The following is a 17,490-nucleotide window of genomic DNA, read 5'->3' on the forward strand; positions in this document are numbered from 1 at the left end:
CGCCCCTCGCTGGATTTCACAACCTTTACAAAATAACCACCCCGGCGTCGCACGATTTCGCGTGGCATCGGCTTGAACTGGGATCAAACTGTTTGCAAACATCGCAGCTGTCAATCCAGGCGGCCCCCGCCGCCATCGCCACACCCCAAAACAGCCGCCATCCGGCGCACCCATAACCGGTCAGGAGACGGGCGTTGACGCTCACGGTCATTGAAACCCTTGAAGCCAAACGCCAGGGCGCGCGCGCCGGCGGCGGTGAGAAGCGCGTGGCGGCCCAGCATGCCAAGGGCAAGCTGACGGCCCGCGAGCGGCTGGAGCTGCTGCTGGACGCCGGTTCCTTCGAGGAATGGGACATGTTCGTGGAGCACCGCTGCGCCGACTTCGGCATGGCGGAGCAGAAGGTGCCGGGCGATGGCGTGGTGACCGGCCACGGCACCATCAATGGCCGCCTGGTCTTCGTCTTCAGCCAGGACTTCACGGTCTTCGGCGGCTCCCTCTCCGAGGCGCATGCCGAGAAGATCTGCAAGATCATGGACCAGGCGATGAAGGTGGGCGCCCCCGTCATCGGCCTGAACGACAGCGGCGGCGCCCGCATCCAGGAAGGTGTGGCCAGCCTGGGCGGCTATGCCGAGGTGTTCCAGCGCAACGTCCTGGCCTCCGGTGTAGTGCCGCAGCTGTCGCTGATCATGGGCCCCTGCGCCGGCGGCGCCGTCTACAGCCCGGCCATGACCGACTTCATCTTCATGGTGAAGGACAGCAGCTACATGTTCGTCACCGGCCCGGACGTGGTGAAGACGGTGACGCATGAGGTGGTGACGGCGGAGGAGTTGGGCGGGGCCGTGACCCACACCGCCAAGTCCGGCGTGGCCGACCTCGCCTTCAACAACGATGTCGAGGCGCTGCTGCACACCCGCCGCTTCTTCGACTTCCTGCCCCTGTCCAACCGGGAACAGGCGCCGGTCCGCGTCACCGCCGACCCGGTGGACCGGCCGGAGCCGTCGCTGGGCACCCTGGTGCCGGCCAACCCCAACAAGCCCTACGACATGAAGGAACTGATCCTGAAGGTCGTGGACGAGGGCGACTTCTTCGAGCTGCAGCCGGACTACGCCAAGAACATCATCATCGGCTTCGGCCGGCTGAACGGGTCCACCGTGGGCTTTGTGGCCAACCAGCCTCTGGTGCTGGCCGGCTGCCTGGACATCGACAGCTCCATCAAGGCGGCGCGCTTCGTGCGCTTCTGCGACGCCTTCAACATCCCGATCTGCACCCTGGTGGACGTGCCCGGCTTCCTGCCCGGCACGGCGCAGGAATACAACGGCATCATCAAGCACGGCGCCAAGCTGCTGTTCGCCTATGCCGAGGCCACCGTACCCAAGGTCACGCTGATCACGCGCAAGGCCTACGGTGGCGCCTATGATGTGATGGCGTCCAAGCACCTGCGCGGCGACGTCAACTATGCCTGGCCGTCGGCCGAGATCGCGGTCATGGGGCCGAAGGGCGCCGTCGAGATCATCTTCCGTGCCGACATCGGCGACGCGGCCAAGATCGATGCGCGGACGGAGGAATACCGGCAGAAGTTCGCCAACCCCTTCGTCGCGGCCTCGCGCGGGTACATCGACGACATCATCATGCCGCACAACACCCGCCGCCGCCTGATCAAGGCGTTCTCCATGCTCAAGAACAAGAAGCTGGAGAACCCCTGGAAGAAGCACGACAACCTGCCGCTCTGAGGCTGCCTCTGATGTTCTCCAAGATCCTGATCGCCAACCGGGGCGAGATCGCCTGCCGGGTCATCAAGACGGCGCGCCGCATGGGCATCAAGACCGTCGCCGTCTATTCCGAGGCCGACGCCGGCGCCCTGCACGTGCAGATGGCGGACGAGGCCGTGGCCATCGGCCCGGCGCCGTCGGCCCAAAGCTATCTGGTGGCCGACCGCATCATCCAGGCCTGCCTGGAAACGGGGGCGGAGGCCGTCCATCCCGGCTATGGCTTCCTGTCGGAAAAGGCCGCGTTCTGCGAGGCCTTGAAGGCCGCCGGCATCGCCTTCATCGGCCCGGACGTCCACGCCATCGGCGCCATGGGCGACAAGATCGAGTCCAAGAAGCTGGCCAAGGCCGCCGGCGTCTCCACCGTTCCCGGCTACCTGGGCGTCATCAAGGACGATGAGGAGGCGGTGCGCATCGCCCACGACATCGGCTATCCCGTGATGATCAAGGCGTCGGCCGGCGGCGGCGGCAAAGGCATGCGCGTGGCCTGGGACGACGCCCAGACGCGCGAAGGCTTCCGCAGCGCCAGCAACGAGGCGCGCTCCAGCTTCGCCGACGACCGGGTGTTCATCGAAAAGTACGTGACCGAGCCCCGGCACATCGAAATCCAGGTCATGGCCGACGCCCATGGCAATTGCGTCTACCTGGGCGAGCGTGAATGCAGCATTCAGCGCCGCCACCAGAAGGTGATCGAGGAGGCGCCCAGCCCCTTCCTGGATGAGGCCACGCGCAAGGCCATGGGTGAGCAGGCCGTGGCCCTGGCCCAGGCGGTGCAGTACCGCAGCGCCGGCACGGTCGAGTTCATCGTCGACAAGGACCGTAACTTCTACTTCCTGGAGATGAACACCCGCCTGCAGGTGGAACATCCGGTGACGGAGATGATCACCGGCCTGGATCTGGTGGAACTGATGATCCGCGTGGCGGCGGGTGAGAAGCTGCCGATCACCCAGGATGACGTAAAGCTGAACGGGTGGGCGCTGGAGGCCCGCGTGTACGCGGAGGAGCCGACGCGCAACTTCCTGCCGTCCATCGGCCGCGTCACGCGCTACCGGCCCCCGGCCGAGGGGGCGGGCGCGCAGGAGGGCAGCATCGTCCGCGTGGATACCGGCATCCACGAGGGCGGCGAGATCAGCATGTTCTATGACCCCATGATCGCCAAGCTGATCACCTACGGCCCCGACCGCACCACGGCCATCACCGCCATGGGCGACGCGCTGGACCGCTTCCAGATCCGCGGCGTGGGCCACAACATCAGCTTCCTCGCGGCCCTGGTGGAATCCCGCCGCTTCGGCGAGGGGCGCCTGACCACCAACTTCATCGCCGAGGAATTCCCCGACGGCTTCCACGGCCGCGAATTGCCGGCCGAGGTGCTGACCCGCCTGCTGGCCATGGCCGCCAGCCTCCACCGCACCCGGGTGGAACGCGATGCCACCATTTCCGGCCAGATGGCGGGCCACCACCGCGTGGTGCCTGCCACCTGGGTGGTGCGCTGTGGCCGGGACAACCATCCGGCGGAGATCGTCGCCGTGGAGGACGGCCATGACGTGACGCTGGACGGCCGGACCTATACGGTGCGCAACGCCGACTGGCACCCCGGCCAATCGCTGTGGGCCGGCACGGTGGACGGCCACGCCCTGGCCGTGCAGGTGGACGGCACGGGCATCGGCTACCGCCTGTTCCACGGCGGTGCAGAGCTGGAGGTGCAGGTGCTTACCGCCCGGGCGGCGGAGTTCGCGGCCCTGATGCCCGTCAAGGCCAAGCCGGACATGTCCAAGTTCCTGCTGTCGCCCATGCCCGGCCTGCTGGTCACCGTGGCGGTGGCCGTGGGCGACGAGGTCAAGGCCGGCCAGGAACTGGCGGTGGTGGAGGCCATGAAGATGGAAAACATCCTGCGCGCCGACTCCGACGGCAAGGTCAAGAAGATCGCGGCCGAAAAGGGCACGTCCCTGGCCGTCGACCAGATCATCATCGAGTTCGAGTGACCATCATGAGCGACTTCCCCGAGAAGACCCTGGCCGATTGGCAGCGCCTGGCCGCCAAGGAATTCGGCGCCGACCCCGAAGGCCTGGTGCGCACCACGCCCGAGGGCATCGCGGTGAAGCCGCTCTACACCGCGGCGGACCTGGAGGGTCTGGAGCTCCAGACCCTGCCCGGCTTCGCGCCCTACACGCGGGGTCCCCGGGCCACCATGTACAGCCACCGGCCGTGGACCATCCGGCAATACGCCGGCTTCTCGACGGCGGAGGAAAGCAACCGCTTCTACAAGGCCAACCTGGCGGCGGGCCAGATGGGCCTGTCGGTGGCCTTCGACCTGGCCACCCATCGCGGCTACGACAGCGACCACCCCCGCGTGGTGGGCGACGTGGGCAAGGCCGGTGTCGCCATCGACAGCGTGGAGGACATGAAGATCCTGTTCGACGGCATCCCGTTGGACAAGATGAGCGTGTCCATGACCATGAACGGCGCCGTGCTGCCGGTGCTGGCCGGCTACATCGTGGCGGCGGAGGAACAAGGTGTGGGCCAGGACAAGCTGTCCGGGACCATCCAGAACGACATCCTGAAGGAGTTCATGGTCCGCAACACCTACATCTACCCGCCCACCCCCAGCATGCGCATCGTGGCCGACATCATCGAGTACACGGCACTGAACATGCCCAAGTTCAACTCCATCTCCATCAGCGGCTACCACATGCAGGAAGCCGGGGCGACGGCGGTGCAGGAGCTGGCCTTTACCCTGGCGGACGGGTTGGAGTATGTGCGGGCGGCGGCGTCCAAGGGCCTGAAGGTCGACCAGTTCGCCCCGCGCCTGTCCTTCTTCTTCGCCATCGGCATGAACTTCTTCATGGAGGTGGCCAAGCTGCGCGCGGCCCGCCTGCTGTGGGCCAAGCTGATGAAGAAGCATTTCGACCCGCAGGATGCGCGGTCGCTGGCCCTGCGCACCCACTGCCAAACCTCGGGCGTCAGCCTGACGGAGCAGGATCCCTACAACAACGTGGTGCGCACCACCATCGAAGCCATGGCCGCCGTGCTGGGCGGCACCCAGTCGCTGCACACCAACAGCTTTGACGAGGCGCTGGGCCTGCCCACGCCCTTCTCCGCCCGCATCGCCCGCAACACCCAGCTGATCATCGCGGAGGAGACGGGCGTGCCCCACGTGGTCGACCCGCTGGGCGGCAGCTATTACGTGGAAAGCCTGACCCACAGCCTGGCGGCCGAGGCGGAGAAGTTGATCGACCAGGTGGAAGGCATGGGCGGCATGACCAAGGCCGTGGACAGCGGCCTGCCCAAGCTGATGATCGAGGAGGCGGCCGCCCGCCGCCAGGCCCGCATCGACCGGGGCGAGGAAGTGGTGGTCGGCGTCAACAAGTACCGGCCGCAGAACCCGGAGCGGGTGGAGGTGCTGGACATCGACAACACCGCCGTGCGCGAGGCCCAGATCGCCCGCCTGAACGCCATCCGCACCAGCCGCGACGACGCGGCGGTGAAGGCCGCGCTGGACGCCCTGTCCCAGGGGGCTGCCGACGGCACCGGCAACCTGCTGGATCTCGCCATCAAGGCGACGCGCGCCCGCGCCACCGTGGGCGAAATCTCCGACGCGCTGGAGCGGGTGTTCACCCGCCACCGCGCCGTCATCCGCTCCGTCAGCGGGGTCTATGGCTCGGCTTACGACGGCGATGAGGGCTTCAACCGCATCCGCAAGGATGTGGAGGCCTTTGCGGAGGTGGAAGGCCGCCGACCGCGCATGCTGGTGGTGAAGATGGGCCAGGACGGCCACGACCGGGGTGCCAAGGTCATCGCCACGGCCTTCGCCGACATCGGCTTCGATGTCGACGTCGGCCCGCTGTTCCAGACGCCGGAGGAAGCGGCCCGCCAGGCAGTGGAAAACGACGTGCACGTCATTGGCGTGTCGTCGCAGGCCGCCGGGCACAAGACCCTGGTGCCGGCCCTGATCGACAGCCTGAAGGCGCAGGGCGCGGGCGACATCCTGGTGGTGTGCGGTGGCGTCATCCCGCCCCAGGACTATGACATGTTGTACCAGGCGGGGGCGGCGGCCATTTACGGCCCGGGCACCAACATCCCCACGGCCGCCGCGGAAATCCTGGAGATTTTGCAGAAGCGGCGCCCGGCCGCCGCCTGACCGGCAACCAGGCGAGCCATGCAGCGAGGGAAACACCCTGTGCGCCCGGCGCACAGGGCTCCGCCCTGGCTTGGCGCCCACCCTGTGTTAGCATTCCCCCGGAACTTCGGCTTACGGCGTGAGGGGTAGGGCATCATGGGCATAGAGGCGGATCACCCGCTGCGCGGCGTGCTGATGCAGGAGTTGCACTCCCGCATGGCCATGCCGGTGAAGGCGCCGGTGGAGGTCTTCCAGGCCACCTACCTCTGCACCCCGGCGGACGGATCGGCCTGCACCGGCCGCCTGCTGACCGTGCTGGACGCCCTGCCCTCCTCACAGGCCGAGGCGCCGCGCTATGGCGTCATCGCCACCGCCATCGCCGGCCGGCCGGCCCAGGTGAAGTGGGAGCACCACACCGAATTCCTCAGCGTCAGCGTGGCCATCACCGGCGCTCACGGTGAGGAGACCCGCCTGGCGGTGGAAACCTTGCTGGACGGCGTGTTCGGTCCCCTGGGCGCCCAGCGCCTGGCCGCGGTTTACGTGCAGGTCGAGCAGGCGGAGGGGCAACCGGACCCCGTGGCGCTGGCCGCCCGCTTCCCCACCGGCACCTGCGCCGGTGCCGTCGTGAACGGTGGCGAGGCCTGGGTGGCGCTGGACTTCCACATCGACGATGACGGCTACAGCCGCGCCCTGATCCAAAACCGGGGCCTGACCGACGACCGGCTGGGCCGTCTGGTGCAGCGCATACTGGAGATCGAGACTTATCGCACCGCCGCCTTCCTGGCGTTCCCCCAGGCGCGGGAGACGATGGCGATCCTGACCGACATGGAACGCCGGCTGGAGGAAACCGTCGGCCGTATTCGCGACAGCAAGACCCCGGCGGAGGACCGCGCCATCCTGGACAGCCTGACCGACCTGGCGGTCGACCTGGGCCATCTGGTGACGCGTAACCGCTGGCGCTTCGGCGCCAGCCTGGCCTATGGCGAGATCGTCAGCGAGCGGCTGGACGAACTGCGGGAGGAACGCATCCCCGGCCTGCAGCGCGTGGGCCTGTTCCTGAAGCGGCGCCTGCGCCCCGGCATCCGCACGGTGGAGGCCGCCGCCCGCCTTCAGGGGGAACTGGCCGCCGGCATGGAACGCGCCCAGGCCAGCCTGCGCACCCGCGTGGATGTCGGCCTGTCCAGCCAGAGCGCCACCCTGCTGACCTCGCTGGACCGCAATTCCAGCATGCACGTGCGCATCCAGGAGGCGGTGGAGGCCCTGTCCATCGTGGGCATCACCTACTACCTGGTGTCGCTGGTGGAAAAGGTGATGCACGGCCTGCCGGAGACGGAGGGCTGGCCTTCCACCAGCCGCATCGTGGCCATCGCCGTGCCGGTCTGCGCCGGCGTGGTGGCCATCGCCGCCCGCTGGCTGCGGCGCAACATGCCGCATTGAAGGTTTTGGCCGGGGCCTACTTCGGCGGTGCGTAACAGGCCACGACATCAGGACAATTCACCGCCTTGGGGCCCGCCACGGTGCCGGTGTTCTGTGTCTCATCCCGGCTGAAGGCGTCCCCCCGCGAGATCGGCGGCAGTTCCGGCGGGCCGAACATGGCCTTGAGGCGGGCATATTCCGCATCGTGGTAGGCCTGCTCCTCCTCCGGCGTCGGCAGCACCTGCGGGGTGACGATGATGTCACGGGGCAGGTCGTCCTTTTTCAGCGCCGGAGGTGCCGCAGGGCCGGCCGCCGGACTGCCTGCTGGATTGGCGGCCGGACTGGTGCCCGAACTGGTGGTGCCCTGGGCCCAGGCCCCGGAAGCCAACGCGGCGATAACACCGGCAAGGATCAGCACACCAGGGCGCATAGGGTCACCGCTTCAGAGCCATTCGACGGCCTTGAGCGTAGTCCGCGTCCGGGACGGCCACAACCGGCACGCGCCTGGCGCAACGTAAATTCCATTTCAGCAAAATGAAACGGGCGGCGGAAGGGCCCCGCCGCCCGTTCAACGTCAGAATCGCAAGGCCTTAGAAGCTGGCGTCAGCAGTCTTCAACGATGCCATATCGATTACGAAACGATACCGCACATCGCTGGCGACGACGCGGTCATAGGCCTCGTTCACCTGGTTGATGGCGATGGTCTCGATGTCGCTGGTGATGTTGTGCTCGGCACAGAAATTCAACATCTCCTGCGTTTCCTGGATGCCGCCGATCAGGGAACCCGCCAGGCTGCGGCGGCCCATGATCAGGGAGAAGGCGCCCACCGGCACCTGCTCCTCCGGCACGCCCACCACGACCAGGGCACCATCGACCTTCAGCAGGCCCAGGTAGGCGTTCCAATCGATGGGCGCCGACACCGTGTTGATGATCAGGTCGAAGGTGCCCGCCAGCTTGGTGAAGGTCGCCTCGTCCGACGTGGCGTAGAAATGGTCGGCGCCCAGGCGCCGGCCGTCGGCCTCCTTGCGCAGCGACTGGCTCAGCACCGTGACATCGGCCCCCATGGCGTGGGCCAGCTTCACCCCCATGTGGCCCAGGCCGCCCAGGCCGATGATGGCCACCTTCTTGCCCGGCCCGGCCTTCCAATGGGCCAGCGGGGAATACAGGGTGATGCCGGCGCACAGCAGCGGCGCGGCGGCATCCAGCGGCAGGGTGTCCGGGATGCGCAGGACATAGTTTTCGTCCACCACGATGGTGGTGGAATAGCCGCCCTGGCTCAGCGTCCTGCCGTCACGCTCCATCGCGTTGTAGGTGGCGGTCATCCCCTGGGTGCAGAACTGTTCCAGGCCCTGTTTGCAGTAGTCACACTCACGGCAGCTATCGACGAAGCAGCCGACGCCTACCCGGTCGCCCACCTTGTACTTGGTGACCGCCGGGCCGACCCGGGCGACGATGCCGGCGATCTCGTGCCCCGGCACCATGGGGAACAGGCTGCCGCCCCATTCGTCCCGCGCCTGGTGCACGTCCGAATGGCAGATGCCGCAGTATTGGATGTCGATGACCACATCGTGGTCACGTGGGTCCCGGCGTTCGAAGGTGAACGGCGCCAGGGCTTCCTTGGCCTTATAGGCCGCATATCCCAAGGTCTTGATCACGTCAGCCCCTCTCTGATGGCTTGATCCCGATATGAGGCAGGGCTTCCCGGTGTCCCCCCCGGTGCGGGCGATCTGCCCCCCGAAGCCCTATCCGCCGCAAATGGGAAGTCGAGTGACTTAGTTCAACCACCTTGGCGGCGATGTTTCCGGAAATTTTGGCCCCGCCCCCTACGGCACCTCCCCAGATGCGCCACCCCTATTCCCCAACCGGATGCGACAAAATATCCGTCATCGCGCGTATAAGTCATGGTCGCTAGATCAGTAACAAAGATATTGGCAGCTTGGTTATTACAATGATGCAAGAGAATGGCGCGGCCGCCACTTTTGATGACAATGTTGCGATTATTTGCGTTGGCCTGCCCGGCAGTGCTTCCACCTGGTCGTTCAATGTCGTGCGGCAATTGCTGGCCCAGACCTATGGCGAGTCGGGTTACAGGTCCGACTATGCCAATGATTTGACGGATTATGTTGGCATCGGGGAAAAGGCCAGGATGCCGGTGGTGCTGAAGACCCACCATCCCGACCCCATGATGCAGCTGCGCATCGCGCATGAGGACATCGCCACCATCATCACCCTGCGGGATCCGCGCGACTGTGTCGCCTCGCTGATGCGGCGCTTCGACCAGCCGTTCAACGAAGCCTTCGCCTATGTGTTGCGCAGCGTGCGCCGGGTGCAGGCCTGTGTCGCCCAGGGCCGGCGCACCCTGGTGTTCCGTTATGAAGACGGCTTCCACGACCTTCCGGACTCGGTGGCCCGCATCGCCGGATTTATCGGTGTGATGGCAGCTGATCCCGCACTGCTGGCCATTCACGAGGGCCTGCGGACCCGGACGGTGGAGCGAACCCTGGCCCAGATGGAGGATACCGGACGCTTCGTGGAAAATGCCGGAACGGACGCGCATCCCAACCTTTACGACCCCGTGACCCACTGGCACAGGAGCCACATTGGCGATGGCGCGGTCGGCAAGTACAAGGCCCTGCCGGACCGGGCGCAGTCCCTGATGGACAACGCCTTCTGGTCCTTCCTGGCGGCCTATTATCTGCCGCCGGACAGGACGGCAACGGCCTGAGGTCAGGCGTCGGCGACGGCGGGCGTGGCCGCTGTCGGCGTCACCGGGCTCACCTCGTCCTGCTGCGGCGCGCGGGGCCCGCGCATCTTGCTGACCATGGCGGTCACATGCTCCGCCGCGGCTTTGGTGGTCTCGGGTGCTATGGGGTGGAAGGTCACCTTGCCGTCCTGCACCACCAGCACGGCGGCGGGAATGACGCCGCCCCCGCCCCCGCCGCCCACGGCCTCACCCCAGACGCTGCCGCCATAGACGCCGACACCGAAGGTGGTGATGTTTACCGGTACGATCAGGCCGCCGGGAATTTCCACCGGCGCGCCCAGGACCCCCTTTCCCAGGATGGTCTCGAACTCTGTCAACAGGTCCTGGGTCAGGGTCTTGGTGGGGTCGGCAAAGGGATTGAGCAGCATGGCGAGGAACCTCCTTGTTGCGACGCAACACTATCATGGCGCGCATCAACATGGAATAATTCTACCTAAAGAGTCCGCGACCCTTTCTGTAACAGTTCCGTTACCGAACGCCATTTGACCAGAGCGCCTACCCCGGTATCGTTCATCCCCGCCCACGGCAGATGGGCCAAGGGGATATCGGATAAAGGGGCAAGGTTCATGGCGTGGTTCAAGGTGGGTCGAATGGCCGGCGGGTTGGCGCGCGTCGGCGTGGGCGTGGGTATGGGCGTGCTGCTGACCACGACGGCCCTGGCCCAGACGGCGTCACAGCCGTCGCCGGCCACCCCCTACCTGGCGCCCGACATCCCGGCCAAGGTCGACAGCACCATCCAGGGCGCCGATTACATCAAGCGCGACGTCATGATTCCCATGCGCGACGGCGTGAGGCTGCACACCGTCATCGTCATCCCCGTGGGTGCCAAGGGCGCCCCCATCATGCTGACGCGCACGCCCTACAATGCCACCAAGCGCGCCAAACGGTCCACCAGCCCGCACATGCAGGCGACGTTGGCCATGGGGGATGAAAGCTTCGTGGCCGAGGGCTACATCCGCGTCTTCCAGGATATCCGCGGCAAGTACGGGTCGGAGGGCGACTACGTCATGACCCGGCCCCTGCGCGGCCCCCTGAACGACAGCGAGGTCGACCACGCCACCGACGCGTACGACACCATCGACTGGCTGGTGAAGAACGTGCCGGAGAGCAACGGCAAGGTCGGCATGGTGGGCTCCTCCTACGAAGGGTTCACGGTCCTGATGGCGCTGGTGAACCCGCATCCGGCGCTGAAGGCCGCCGTGCCCATGAGCCCCATGGTCGACGGCTGGAAGGGCGACGACTGGTTCCACAACGGCGCCTTCCGCCAGACCAACTTCGATTATTTCCAGCACCAGACGACGGTAAGGGGCGAAGGCAGCGACATCCCGCGCGGCATCTACGACGACTACGACGCCTTCCTGCGCGCCGGCTCCGCCGATGGCTTCGCCCGGCAATACGGACTGGAGCAGTTGCCCTTCTGGCACAAGCTGATCGAGCACCCGGCCTATGACGCCTATTGGCAGAACCAGGCGCTGGACGTGATCCTGGGCGCCCGCACCCCCACCGTGCCCACCATGATCGTGGCCAGCCTGTGGGACCAGGAGGACATGTACGGTGCCGTCCACACCTATGAGGCGATCGAGCCCAAGGACAACAGCAACACCTTGAACTACCTGGTGCTGGGCCCCTGGCGGCACAGCGGCGTGAACTATGACGGCAGCACCCTGGGCCCGCTGAAGTTCGAGGGCGACACCGCCCTGGATTTCCGCCGCAACACCATGCTGCCCTTCCTGGATGAACACCTGAAGGACGGCGCGCCCAAGGCCGACACACCGCCGGTGCTGGTGTTCGAAAGCGGCACCAACGTCTGGCGCCGCCTGCAGAAATGGCCGACCTCCTGCGCCACCGGCTGCGCCGCCACGCCCAAGCCCCTGTACCTGCAGGCTAACGGCGGCCTGGGCTTCACGGCCCCGGCCAAGGGCGGCCCAGCCTATGACGAGTACGTCTCGGACCCGGCCAAGCCTGTGCCCTATGTGCCGCGTCCCGTGCGCTTCGGCGATGGCGACGCCTGGAAGCGCTGGCTGGTCACCGACCAGCGGGCGGTGGCCGACCGCACCGACGTGCTGGTCTACACCAGCGAGGTGCTGACCGCGCCGATGAAGATCAGTGGCGCGCCAGTGGTGAACCTCTACGCCTCCACCTCCGGTACCGACAGCGACTGGGTGGTGAAGCTGATCGACGTCTATCCCGACGAGGTGCCATCGCAGCCGGAGATGGGCGGCTATCAGCTGGCCGTGGGCATGGACATCTTCCGCGGCCGTTACCGCGACAGCCTGGAACATCCCACCGCCATCCCGGCAGACAAGGTGCAGCGCTATCGGTTTGAGCTGCCCAACGCCAACCACGTCTTCCTGCCCGGCCACCGCATCATGGTGCAGGTGCAGTCCAGCTGGTTCCCGCTGTATGACCGCAACCCGCAGACCTTCGTCGACAACATCTTCCTGGCCAAGCCGGGCGACTATCGCAAGGCGACGCAGCGCGTCTTCCATCAGGGCGCGCAGGCCAGCTTCATCGACCTGCCGGTGGTGCCCGCCAACTAGGCGCAATAATCCGCCGAACCCATGTTTTAAAGCCGGGCGGCACACGCCCGGCTTATTTTTTCGCTCCCCGATTGCACGGCTTCTATCACCCGGCCCATGCCGGTAGACTTGTCGGATGTGAGGGGTGCGGGCAAGGGCGCGCACGTGAAGACAGGCGGCGTCATGCGTCCACTCCCGGGGCACGCCCTGGCGACTTCGTTCAAGGTCCTGCTCCTGGCGGCGGCATATCTGGGCACGGCACGCCTGGGCCTGGCCCTGGCCAGCCTGAGCGAGAGCGCCAGCCCGGTGTGGCCCGCCTCCGGCCTGGCCGTGGCGGGCCTGCTGATCTTCGGCCGGAGCGCCTGGCCCTTCGTCCTCATCGGCGCCTTCATCGCCAACCTGCTCACCCCCGGCGTGGGGCCGCTGACGGCTGCCTTCATCGCGCTGGGCAACACGGGCGAGGCGGTGCTGGGCGCCCTGCTGTTCACGCGCATCGATGGCATAGACAAGGAAAGGCTGCAGGTTTCCCGCGCTGCCGCCCATGGCCTGGCCGCCATCGTGGCGCCCGTCTGCAGCGCTACCGTCGGCGTCAGCGCCCTGCTGGTGGCGGGCAACCTGTCCTGGGACGTGAACCTGGGCGCCATCTGGATCACCTGGTGGACAGGCGACGCGCTGGGCATCCTGATCGTCACCGCCCTGCTGGTGGCCCTGCGGGAGGCCAAGGCTGCCGACTGGCGCCCCGCCCACTTATGGGCCACGCTGTTCAGCGGCCTGATGCCCGTGCTAGGGCTGACGGTGGCGGCCCTGACCCTGCCCTTCCTGCCCGTGGCGCGGACGCTGCTGGGCTCGGCCGCGGCGCTGGGCATCTTCCTGCTGTATCCCGCCATCCTGCTGGCCGCCCGCCGTTACGGCCCGGCAGCGGCCCACCTGGTGGTGCTGGCGGCGGCCACGGTCTATGTGCTGGGCACGGCCGCCGGCATCGGCCCGTTCATGGATGCCACCCTGAACGAAAGCCTGCTGAACATGCAGGCCATGCTGGCGACGTTCGCCCTGACCGCCATCGTCTTTTCCGACATTCCCCCGCAGTCGGCGCGCTTGGGATCCGTCGTCTTCCTGGTGGGCTGCCTGGTGGCCACCGGCGTCTTCCTGGACCGGACGGACATCGCCCGCTCCCGCGATGAGGCCCACCTGGGCAAGATCGTGGACAATGCCATGGCGCGCATCCACGAACGCCTGCTGGTCTATTCCAACGCCCTGGAAGCCGGCGCCGCCCTTTACGCCACCGGCCTGCCCGTGGGCCGCGATCAGTGGCGGGCGTTCGCCAGCACCATCAACATCGACGGCCGCTATCCCGGTATCAACGGCATCGGCGTCGTCTATCCCGTGCCCACCGATGGGCTGGAGGCCTTCCTGGCGCATGTCCGGGCCGATGGCGCGCCTGACTTCAGGCTGCACGCCGCCTCCACCGAACCGGTGCTGGACGACTTCGCCGACGCGCTGGAATACGACGTCATCACCTATATCGAGCCCGCGGACGCCAACGCGGCCGCCCTCGGGCTGAACGTGGCGACGGAGGCCAACCGCCGCGACGCCGCCTTTCGCGCCCGCGATACCGGCCAGCCCGCCATGACCAAGCGCATCATCCTGGTGCAGGATGCGCAGCGGCGCGCGGGCTTCCTTTATTTCATTCCCGTCTACACGCGCGGCAAGCCGCTGGATACGGTGGCGCAGCGCCGCCACGCCCTGCAGTGCTGGATCTTCGCCCCCTTTATTTCGGAGGTGTTCTTCCGCGAAGCGCTGCGCGACATGGTGGACGAGGTCAACGTCGCCGTTTACGACGGCGGCGAGACGCGGCCCGACGCCCTGCTGTACCGCAAGATCACACCCGACACCTTGGGGGGCCGGCTGGCCGCGCGGGTGGGCCTGAAAGCCTCGGGCCTGGGTGCTCCGGACCAGGTGAGCCGCGTGGATGAGGGCGGTCACGCCTTGACCTTGGCCTGGTCGCGGGCGGCCAGCTTCGCCACCGCCGGCCAAGCGGGCGCCGCGCTGGCCGCCGCCAGCCTGGCCTTTATTTCGCTTATGCTGGCGGCATTGACCGCCAATTTGCACCTGGTTCGCGCCCGCGCCACGGCGATCGCCGAGGGCATGACACGGGAATTGAGCGCCATCAACACCAAGCTGATGGCCGCCGGCAAACGCCTGACCCTGGCGACGCAGGCCGGCGGCATCGGCGTCTGGGAATTCGATCTGGCGACGCAGGAACTGGTCTGGGACGAACGCATGTTCCAGATGTACGGCGTCGATCCCGACACACCACGGCCTCTGACCTTCGCCACCTGGCAGTCCCGCTGCCATGCCGAGGATCTGGGCCGCATGCAGGCGGAGGTGCAGGCGGCCGTACGTGGCGAAGTGCCCCTAGATACGGAGTTCCGCATCCGCCTGCCCGATGGCGCCATCCGTCACATCAAGACCAACGGCTTGGTGGAGCGCGACGCCCAGGGCCAGGCCATCAAGATCGTGGGCGTGAACTGGGACGTGACGGCAACGCGCGAGAGCGCCCGCGCCCTGGCCGCGGAAAAGCGGCGGGCGGAAGAGGCCAACCGCGCCAAGAACGACTTCCTGGCCAATATGAGCCATGAGGTGCGCACGCCCATGAACGGCGTGGTGGGTATGGTGCAGCTGCTTCTGGACACCAGCGGCCTCACCCCCGAACAGCGTGGTTACGCGGAAACCATTCGCGACAGCGCCGATGCCCTGCTGGGCGTCATCAACGATATCCTGGACATCTCCAAGCTCGAGGCGGGCAAGGTCGACCTGGAGAACCTGTCCTTCGATCTGGGTGATCTGGTGGAGGGGGTGGCCGCCATCCTGGCGCCCCGCGCCCGCGACAAGGGTATCGAGCTGGGCGTGCTGGTGGTGGAAGAGGCGCGGCGGCACTGGCGCGGCGATCCCACCCGCCTGCGGCAGCTGCTGCTGAACCTCGCCGGCAACGCGGTCAAGTTCACCGACCGCGGCTGGGTCAGCGTCATCGTCACCTGCCTGGCCGGCACCGCGCCCGGTACGCGGCGCCTGCGCTTCGCCGTGCAGGACACCGGCATCGGCCTCAGCGACGAGCAGGCCCAGCGCCTGTTTCAGAAATTCACTCAGGCAGACGCCAGCGTCACCCGGCGCTTCGGCGGCACCGGCCTGGGCCTGGCGATCTGCAAGCAGCTGGTGGAGCTGATGGGGGGTGGCATCGGGGTGGAGAGCACGCCGGGCCAAGGGTCCCTGTTCTGGTTCGAATTACCCCTGGCCCCGGCGGAGCCGGCCGACGCGCCCCTGCCCTCGCTGGAAAGCGTGCGCGGCCGCCACGCCCTGGTGGTTGACGACCTGGCCATGAACCGCCTGATCCTGACCCACAACCTCAGCTTCGACCTGGGCCTGCGCGTGGATGAGGCGCCGGACGGGGAAACCGCGCTGGCGCGCCTGTGGTCGGCGGCGGGTGGCGACGACCCCTATGACATCCTGCTGATCGACAACCGCATGCCGGGCCTCAACGGGCCCGAGGTGGTGGCCAGGGTGCGCGCCGACGCCCGATTCCAGGACCTGCGCGTCATCCTGGTCAGTTCCATCGAACCGGACCAGGCAACGGTCGATGCCCGCTATGACGCCCTGCTGGCCAAGCCTGTGCGCCGCCTGTCCCTGAACGAGGCGGTGGCGCGCGCCTTCGGCTGCCTGATGCCGCCCTGCGGCCCCCAGCCGGCGGCGGCGCCGGCCACGGCGCCAGACGGCCAGGGCCGCCGGGTGCTGGTGGTGGAGGACAACCCCACCAACCAGGCGGTGGCGAGCCTGATGCTGCGCAAGGCCGGTTACATGGTCACGGTGGTGGAGGACGGCGCCCAGGCGGTGGCGGCCTGCGCCCGCGAGCGCTACGACATCGTGCTCATGGACGTGCAGATGCCGGTGATGGACGGTATGGAGGCCACGCGCCGCATCCGGTCGGCGGAGGCGGCGGAAGGCCGGGCCCGTACCCCCATCCTGGCCATGACCGCCAATGCCATGGCGGGGATGAGCGCCGACTATGCCGCCGCCGGCATGGACGATTGCGTCTACAAGCCCTTCCGCCAACAGCAGATCCTGCAGGTGGTCGACGACTGGTCCCGCGCCGGAGGAGCCGCCGCCACAGGGATGGAAGCCCCCGCCCCCGAGCCTGTCACGGTGCCGGAACCGATGCCGCCGGCGGCGAACGCGATGACCGATCTGCCGCTGTTGGAGGAGGCGGTCCTGGGCCGCCTGCAACCAGTGGCGGGCCCCGGCGCCTTTGACCGGCTGGTGCGCGATTTCATCGGCAACGGCGCCAGCCGGGTGGACAGTGTGGCCAGCCTGGCGGCCGCAGATGACGGGACCGACCTGCACACCTTGGGACAGCAGGCCCATGACCTTATTTCCACGGCGGGAAATTGTGGATTAAGACGCCTGGAGGAAGCCGCTCGCCAACTGCAGTCCGCTTGCGATGCCGGCGACACCGATCGCGCCCGGGCCCTGGGGGGCCTGATCGGCACCATAGGGCCTCAATCTTGGCAAGCCCTGGGGCGACGCTTCCTGGAAACGGCGGATTGAGCGGGCTTGTCCTAACCCGGGCTTTCCCAGGAATTCCGCCCGTCTTCGATCATTAACGAAAAATACACTGTTTATGTGTTATTTATTGCACATTCATCCAAGTATTTTTTGCCCCCACAGCAATTCCATAATCGCAATGCCCGCTGTGAAAGTTTCCTTTATACGTCTGTTGACAGGGTATTGAGGAAATAGCCGACCAGCAGCGTGTCCGTTGGCGTGCAACCGCAGGCGGATTAGACTGTTAGCCGTATAAGACGGTGGCCTAGGCGTGACGGACAGAGTGATTGACGTGAAAGACGCGGCAGTGTT

The 17,490-nt window shown here is 67.1% G+C and carries 10 protein-coding genes; 7 read left to right on the top strand and 3 right to left on the bottom strand.

Features of this window, described 5'->3' with window-relative positions:
- Positions 1 to 194: 194 nt before the first annotated feature.
- The 4 genes from FBZ88_RS00315 to FBZ88_RS00330 all read left to right on the top strand — a co-directional run bounded on the left by FBZ88_RS00315 (position 195) and on the right by FBZ88_RS00330 (position 7,320).
- Positions 195 to 1,730, top strand: a complete 1,536-nt coding sequence (locus FBZ88_RS00315) for an acyl-CoA carboxylase subunit beta (RefSeq protein WP_088873296.1) — start codon at positions 195 to 197, stop codon at positions 1,728 to 1,730.
- Positions 1,731 to 1,741: 11 nt separating this feature from the next.
- Positions 1,742 to 3,748 (top strand): acetyl-CoA carboxylase biotin carboxylase subunit, encoded by a 2,007-nt coding sequence (locus tag FBZ88_RS00320; protein ID WP_145614899.1) that lies wholly within the window; start codon positions 1,742 to 1,744, stop codon positions 3,746 to 3,748.
- A 5-nt stretch (positions 3,749 to 3,753) separates the two neighbouring features.
- Positions 3,754 to 5,904, top strand: coding sequence for a methylmalonyl-CoA mutase (scpA, locus tag FBZ88_RS00325; RefSeq protein WP_145614900.1), 2,151 nt, complete (start codon positions 3,754 to 3,756; stop codon positions 5,902 to 5,904).
- Between the two features lie 135 nt (positions 5,905 to 6,039).
- Positions 6,040 to 7,320: a DUF3422 family protein gene (locus tag FBZ88_RS00330; RefSeq protein WP_145614901.1), complete on the top strand. Its 1,281-nt coding sequence runs from the start codon at positions 6,040 to 6,042 to the stop codon at positions 7,318 to 7,320.
- Positions 7,321 to 7,336: 16 nt separating this feature from the next.
- Here FBZ88_RS00330 and FBZ88_RS00335 read toward each other — a convergent pair whose 3' ends face one another.
- Positions 7,337 to 7,729 carry a hypothetical protein gene (locus tag FBZ88_RS00335; protein WP_145614902.1) on the bottom strand — a complete coding sequence of 131 codons (393 nt, stop codon included), beginning with the start codon at positions 7,727 to 7,729 and terminating at the stop codon, positions 7,337 to 7,339.
- A gap of 160 nt (positions 7,730 to 7,889) precedes the next feature.
- Positions 7,890 to 8,954: an NAD(P)-dependent alcohol dehydrogenase gene (locus FBZ88_RS00340; RefSeq protein ID WP_145614903.1), complete on the bottom strand. Its 1,065-nt coding sequence runs from the start codon at positions 8,952 to 8,954 to the stop codon at positions 7,890 to 7,892.
- A 293-nt stretch (positions 8,955 to 9,247) separates the two neighbouring features.
- Here FBZ88_RS00340 and FBZ88_RS00345 point away from each other — a divergent pair, with 293 nt between their 5' ends.
- Positions 9,248 to 10,024: a sulfotransferase domain-containing protein gene (locus FBZ88_RS00345; RefSeq protein ID WP_145614904.1), complete on the top strand. Its 777-nt coding sequence runs from the start codon at positions 9,248 to 9,250 to the stop codon at positions 10,022 to 10,024.
- A 2-nt stretch (positions 10,025 to 10,026) separates the two neighbouring features.
- Here the strand turns inward: FBZ88_RS00345 and FBZ88_RS00350 are convergent, their stop codons facing one another.
- Positions 10,027 to 10,431 (bottom strand): spore germination protein GerW family protein, encoded by a 405-nt coding sequence (locus FBZ88_RS00350; RefSeq protein ID WP_145614905.1) that lies wholly within the window; start codon positions 10,429 to 10,431, stop codon positions 10,027 to 10,029.
- A gap of 198 nt (positions 10,432 to 10,629) precedes the next feature.
- Between FBZ88_RS00350 and FBZ88_RS00355 the strand changes: the two genes are divergently transcribed.
- Positions 10,630 to 12,603 carry a CocE/NonD family hydrolase gene (locus tag FBZ88_RS00355; protein ID WP_411861220.1) on the top strand — a complete coding sequence of 658 codons (1,974 nt, stop codon included), beginning with the start codon at positions 10,630 to 10,632 and terminating at the stop codon, positions 12,601 to 12,603.
- A gap of 162 nt (positions 12,604 to 12,765) precedes the next feature.
- Entirely contained in the window at positions 12,766 to 17,181 is a 4,416-nt protein-coding gene (locus tag FBZ88_RS00360; protein ID WP_186464122.1) for a CHASE domain-containing protein, read from the top strand.
- Positions 17,182 to 17,490 lie beyond the last annotated feature (309 nt).

This window comes from Nitrospirillum bahiense (genome assembly GCF_007828025.1).
Classification (GTDB): domain Bacteria; phylum Pseudomonadota; class Alphaproteobacteria; order Azospirillales; family Azospirillaceae; genus Nitrospirillum; species Nitrospirillum amazonense.

Bases quoted from the DNA above. Each gene is read 5' to 3' on its own strand.
- FBZ88_RS00320 (WP_145614899.1), top strand. From the start codon at position 1,742: ATGTTCTCCAAGATCCTGATCGCCAACCGGGGCGAGATCGCCTGCCGG.
- scpA (WP_145614900.1), top strand. From the start codon at position 3,754: ATGAGCGACTTCCCCGAGAAGACCCTGGCCGATTGGCAGCGCCTGGCC.
- FBZ88_RS00330 (WP_145614901.1), top strand. From the start codon at position 6,040: ATGGGCATAGAGGCGGATCACCCGCTGCGCGGCGTGCTGATGCAGGAG.
- FBZ88_RS00335 (WP_145614902.1), bottom strand. From the start codon at position 7,729: ATGCGCCCTGGTGTGCTGATCCTTGCCGGTGTTATCGCCGCGTTGGCT.
- FBZ88_RS00345 (WP_145614904.1), top strand. From the start codon at position 9,248: ATGATGCAAGAGAATGGCGCGGCCGCCACTTTTGATGACAATGTTGCG.
- FBZ88_RS00350 (WP_145614905.1), bottom strand. From the start codon at position 10,431: ATGCTGCTCAATCCCTTTGCCGACCCCACCAAGACCCTGACCCAGGAC.
- FBZ88_RS00355 (WP_411861220.1), top strand. From the start codon at position 10,630: ATGGCGTGGTTCAAGGTGGGTCGAATGGCCGGCGGGTTGGCGCGCGTC.
- FBZ88_RS00360 (WP_186464122.1), top strand. From the start codon at position 12,766: ATGCGTCCACTCCCGGGGCACGCCCTGGCGACTTCGTTCAAGGTCCTG.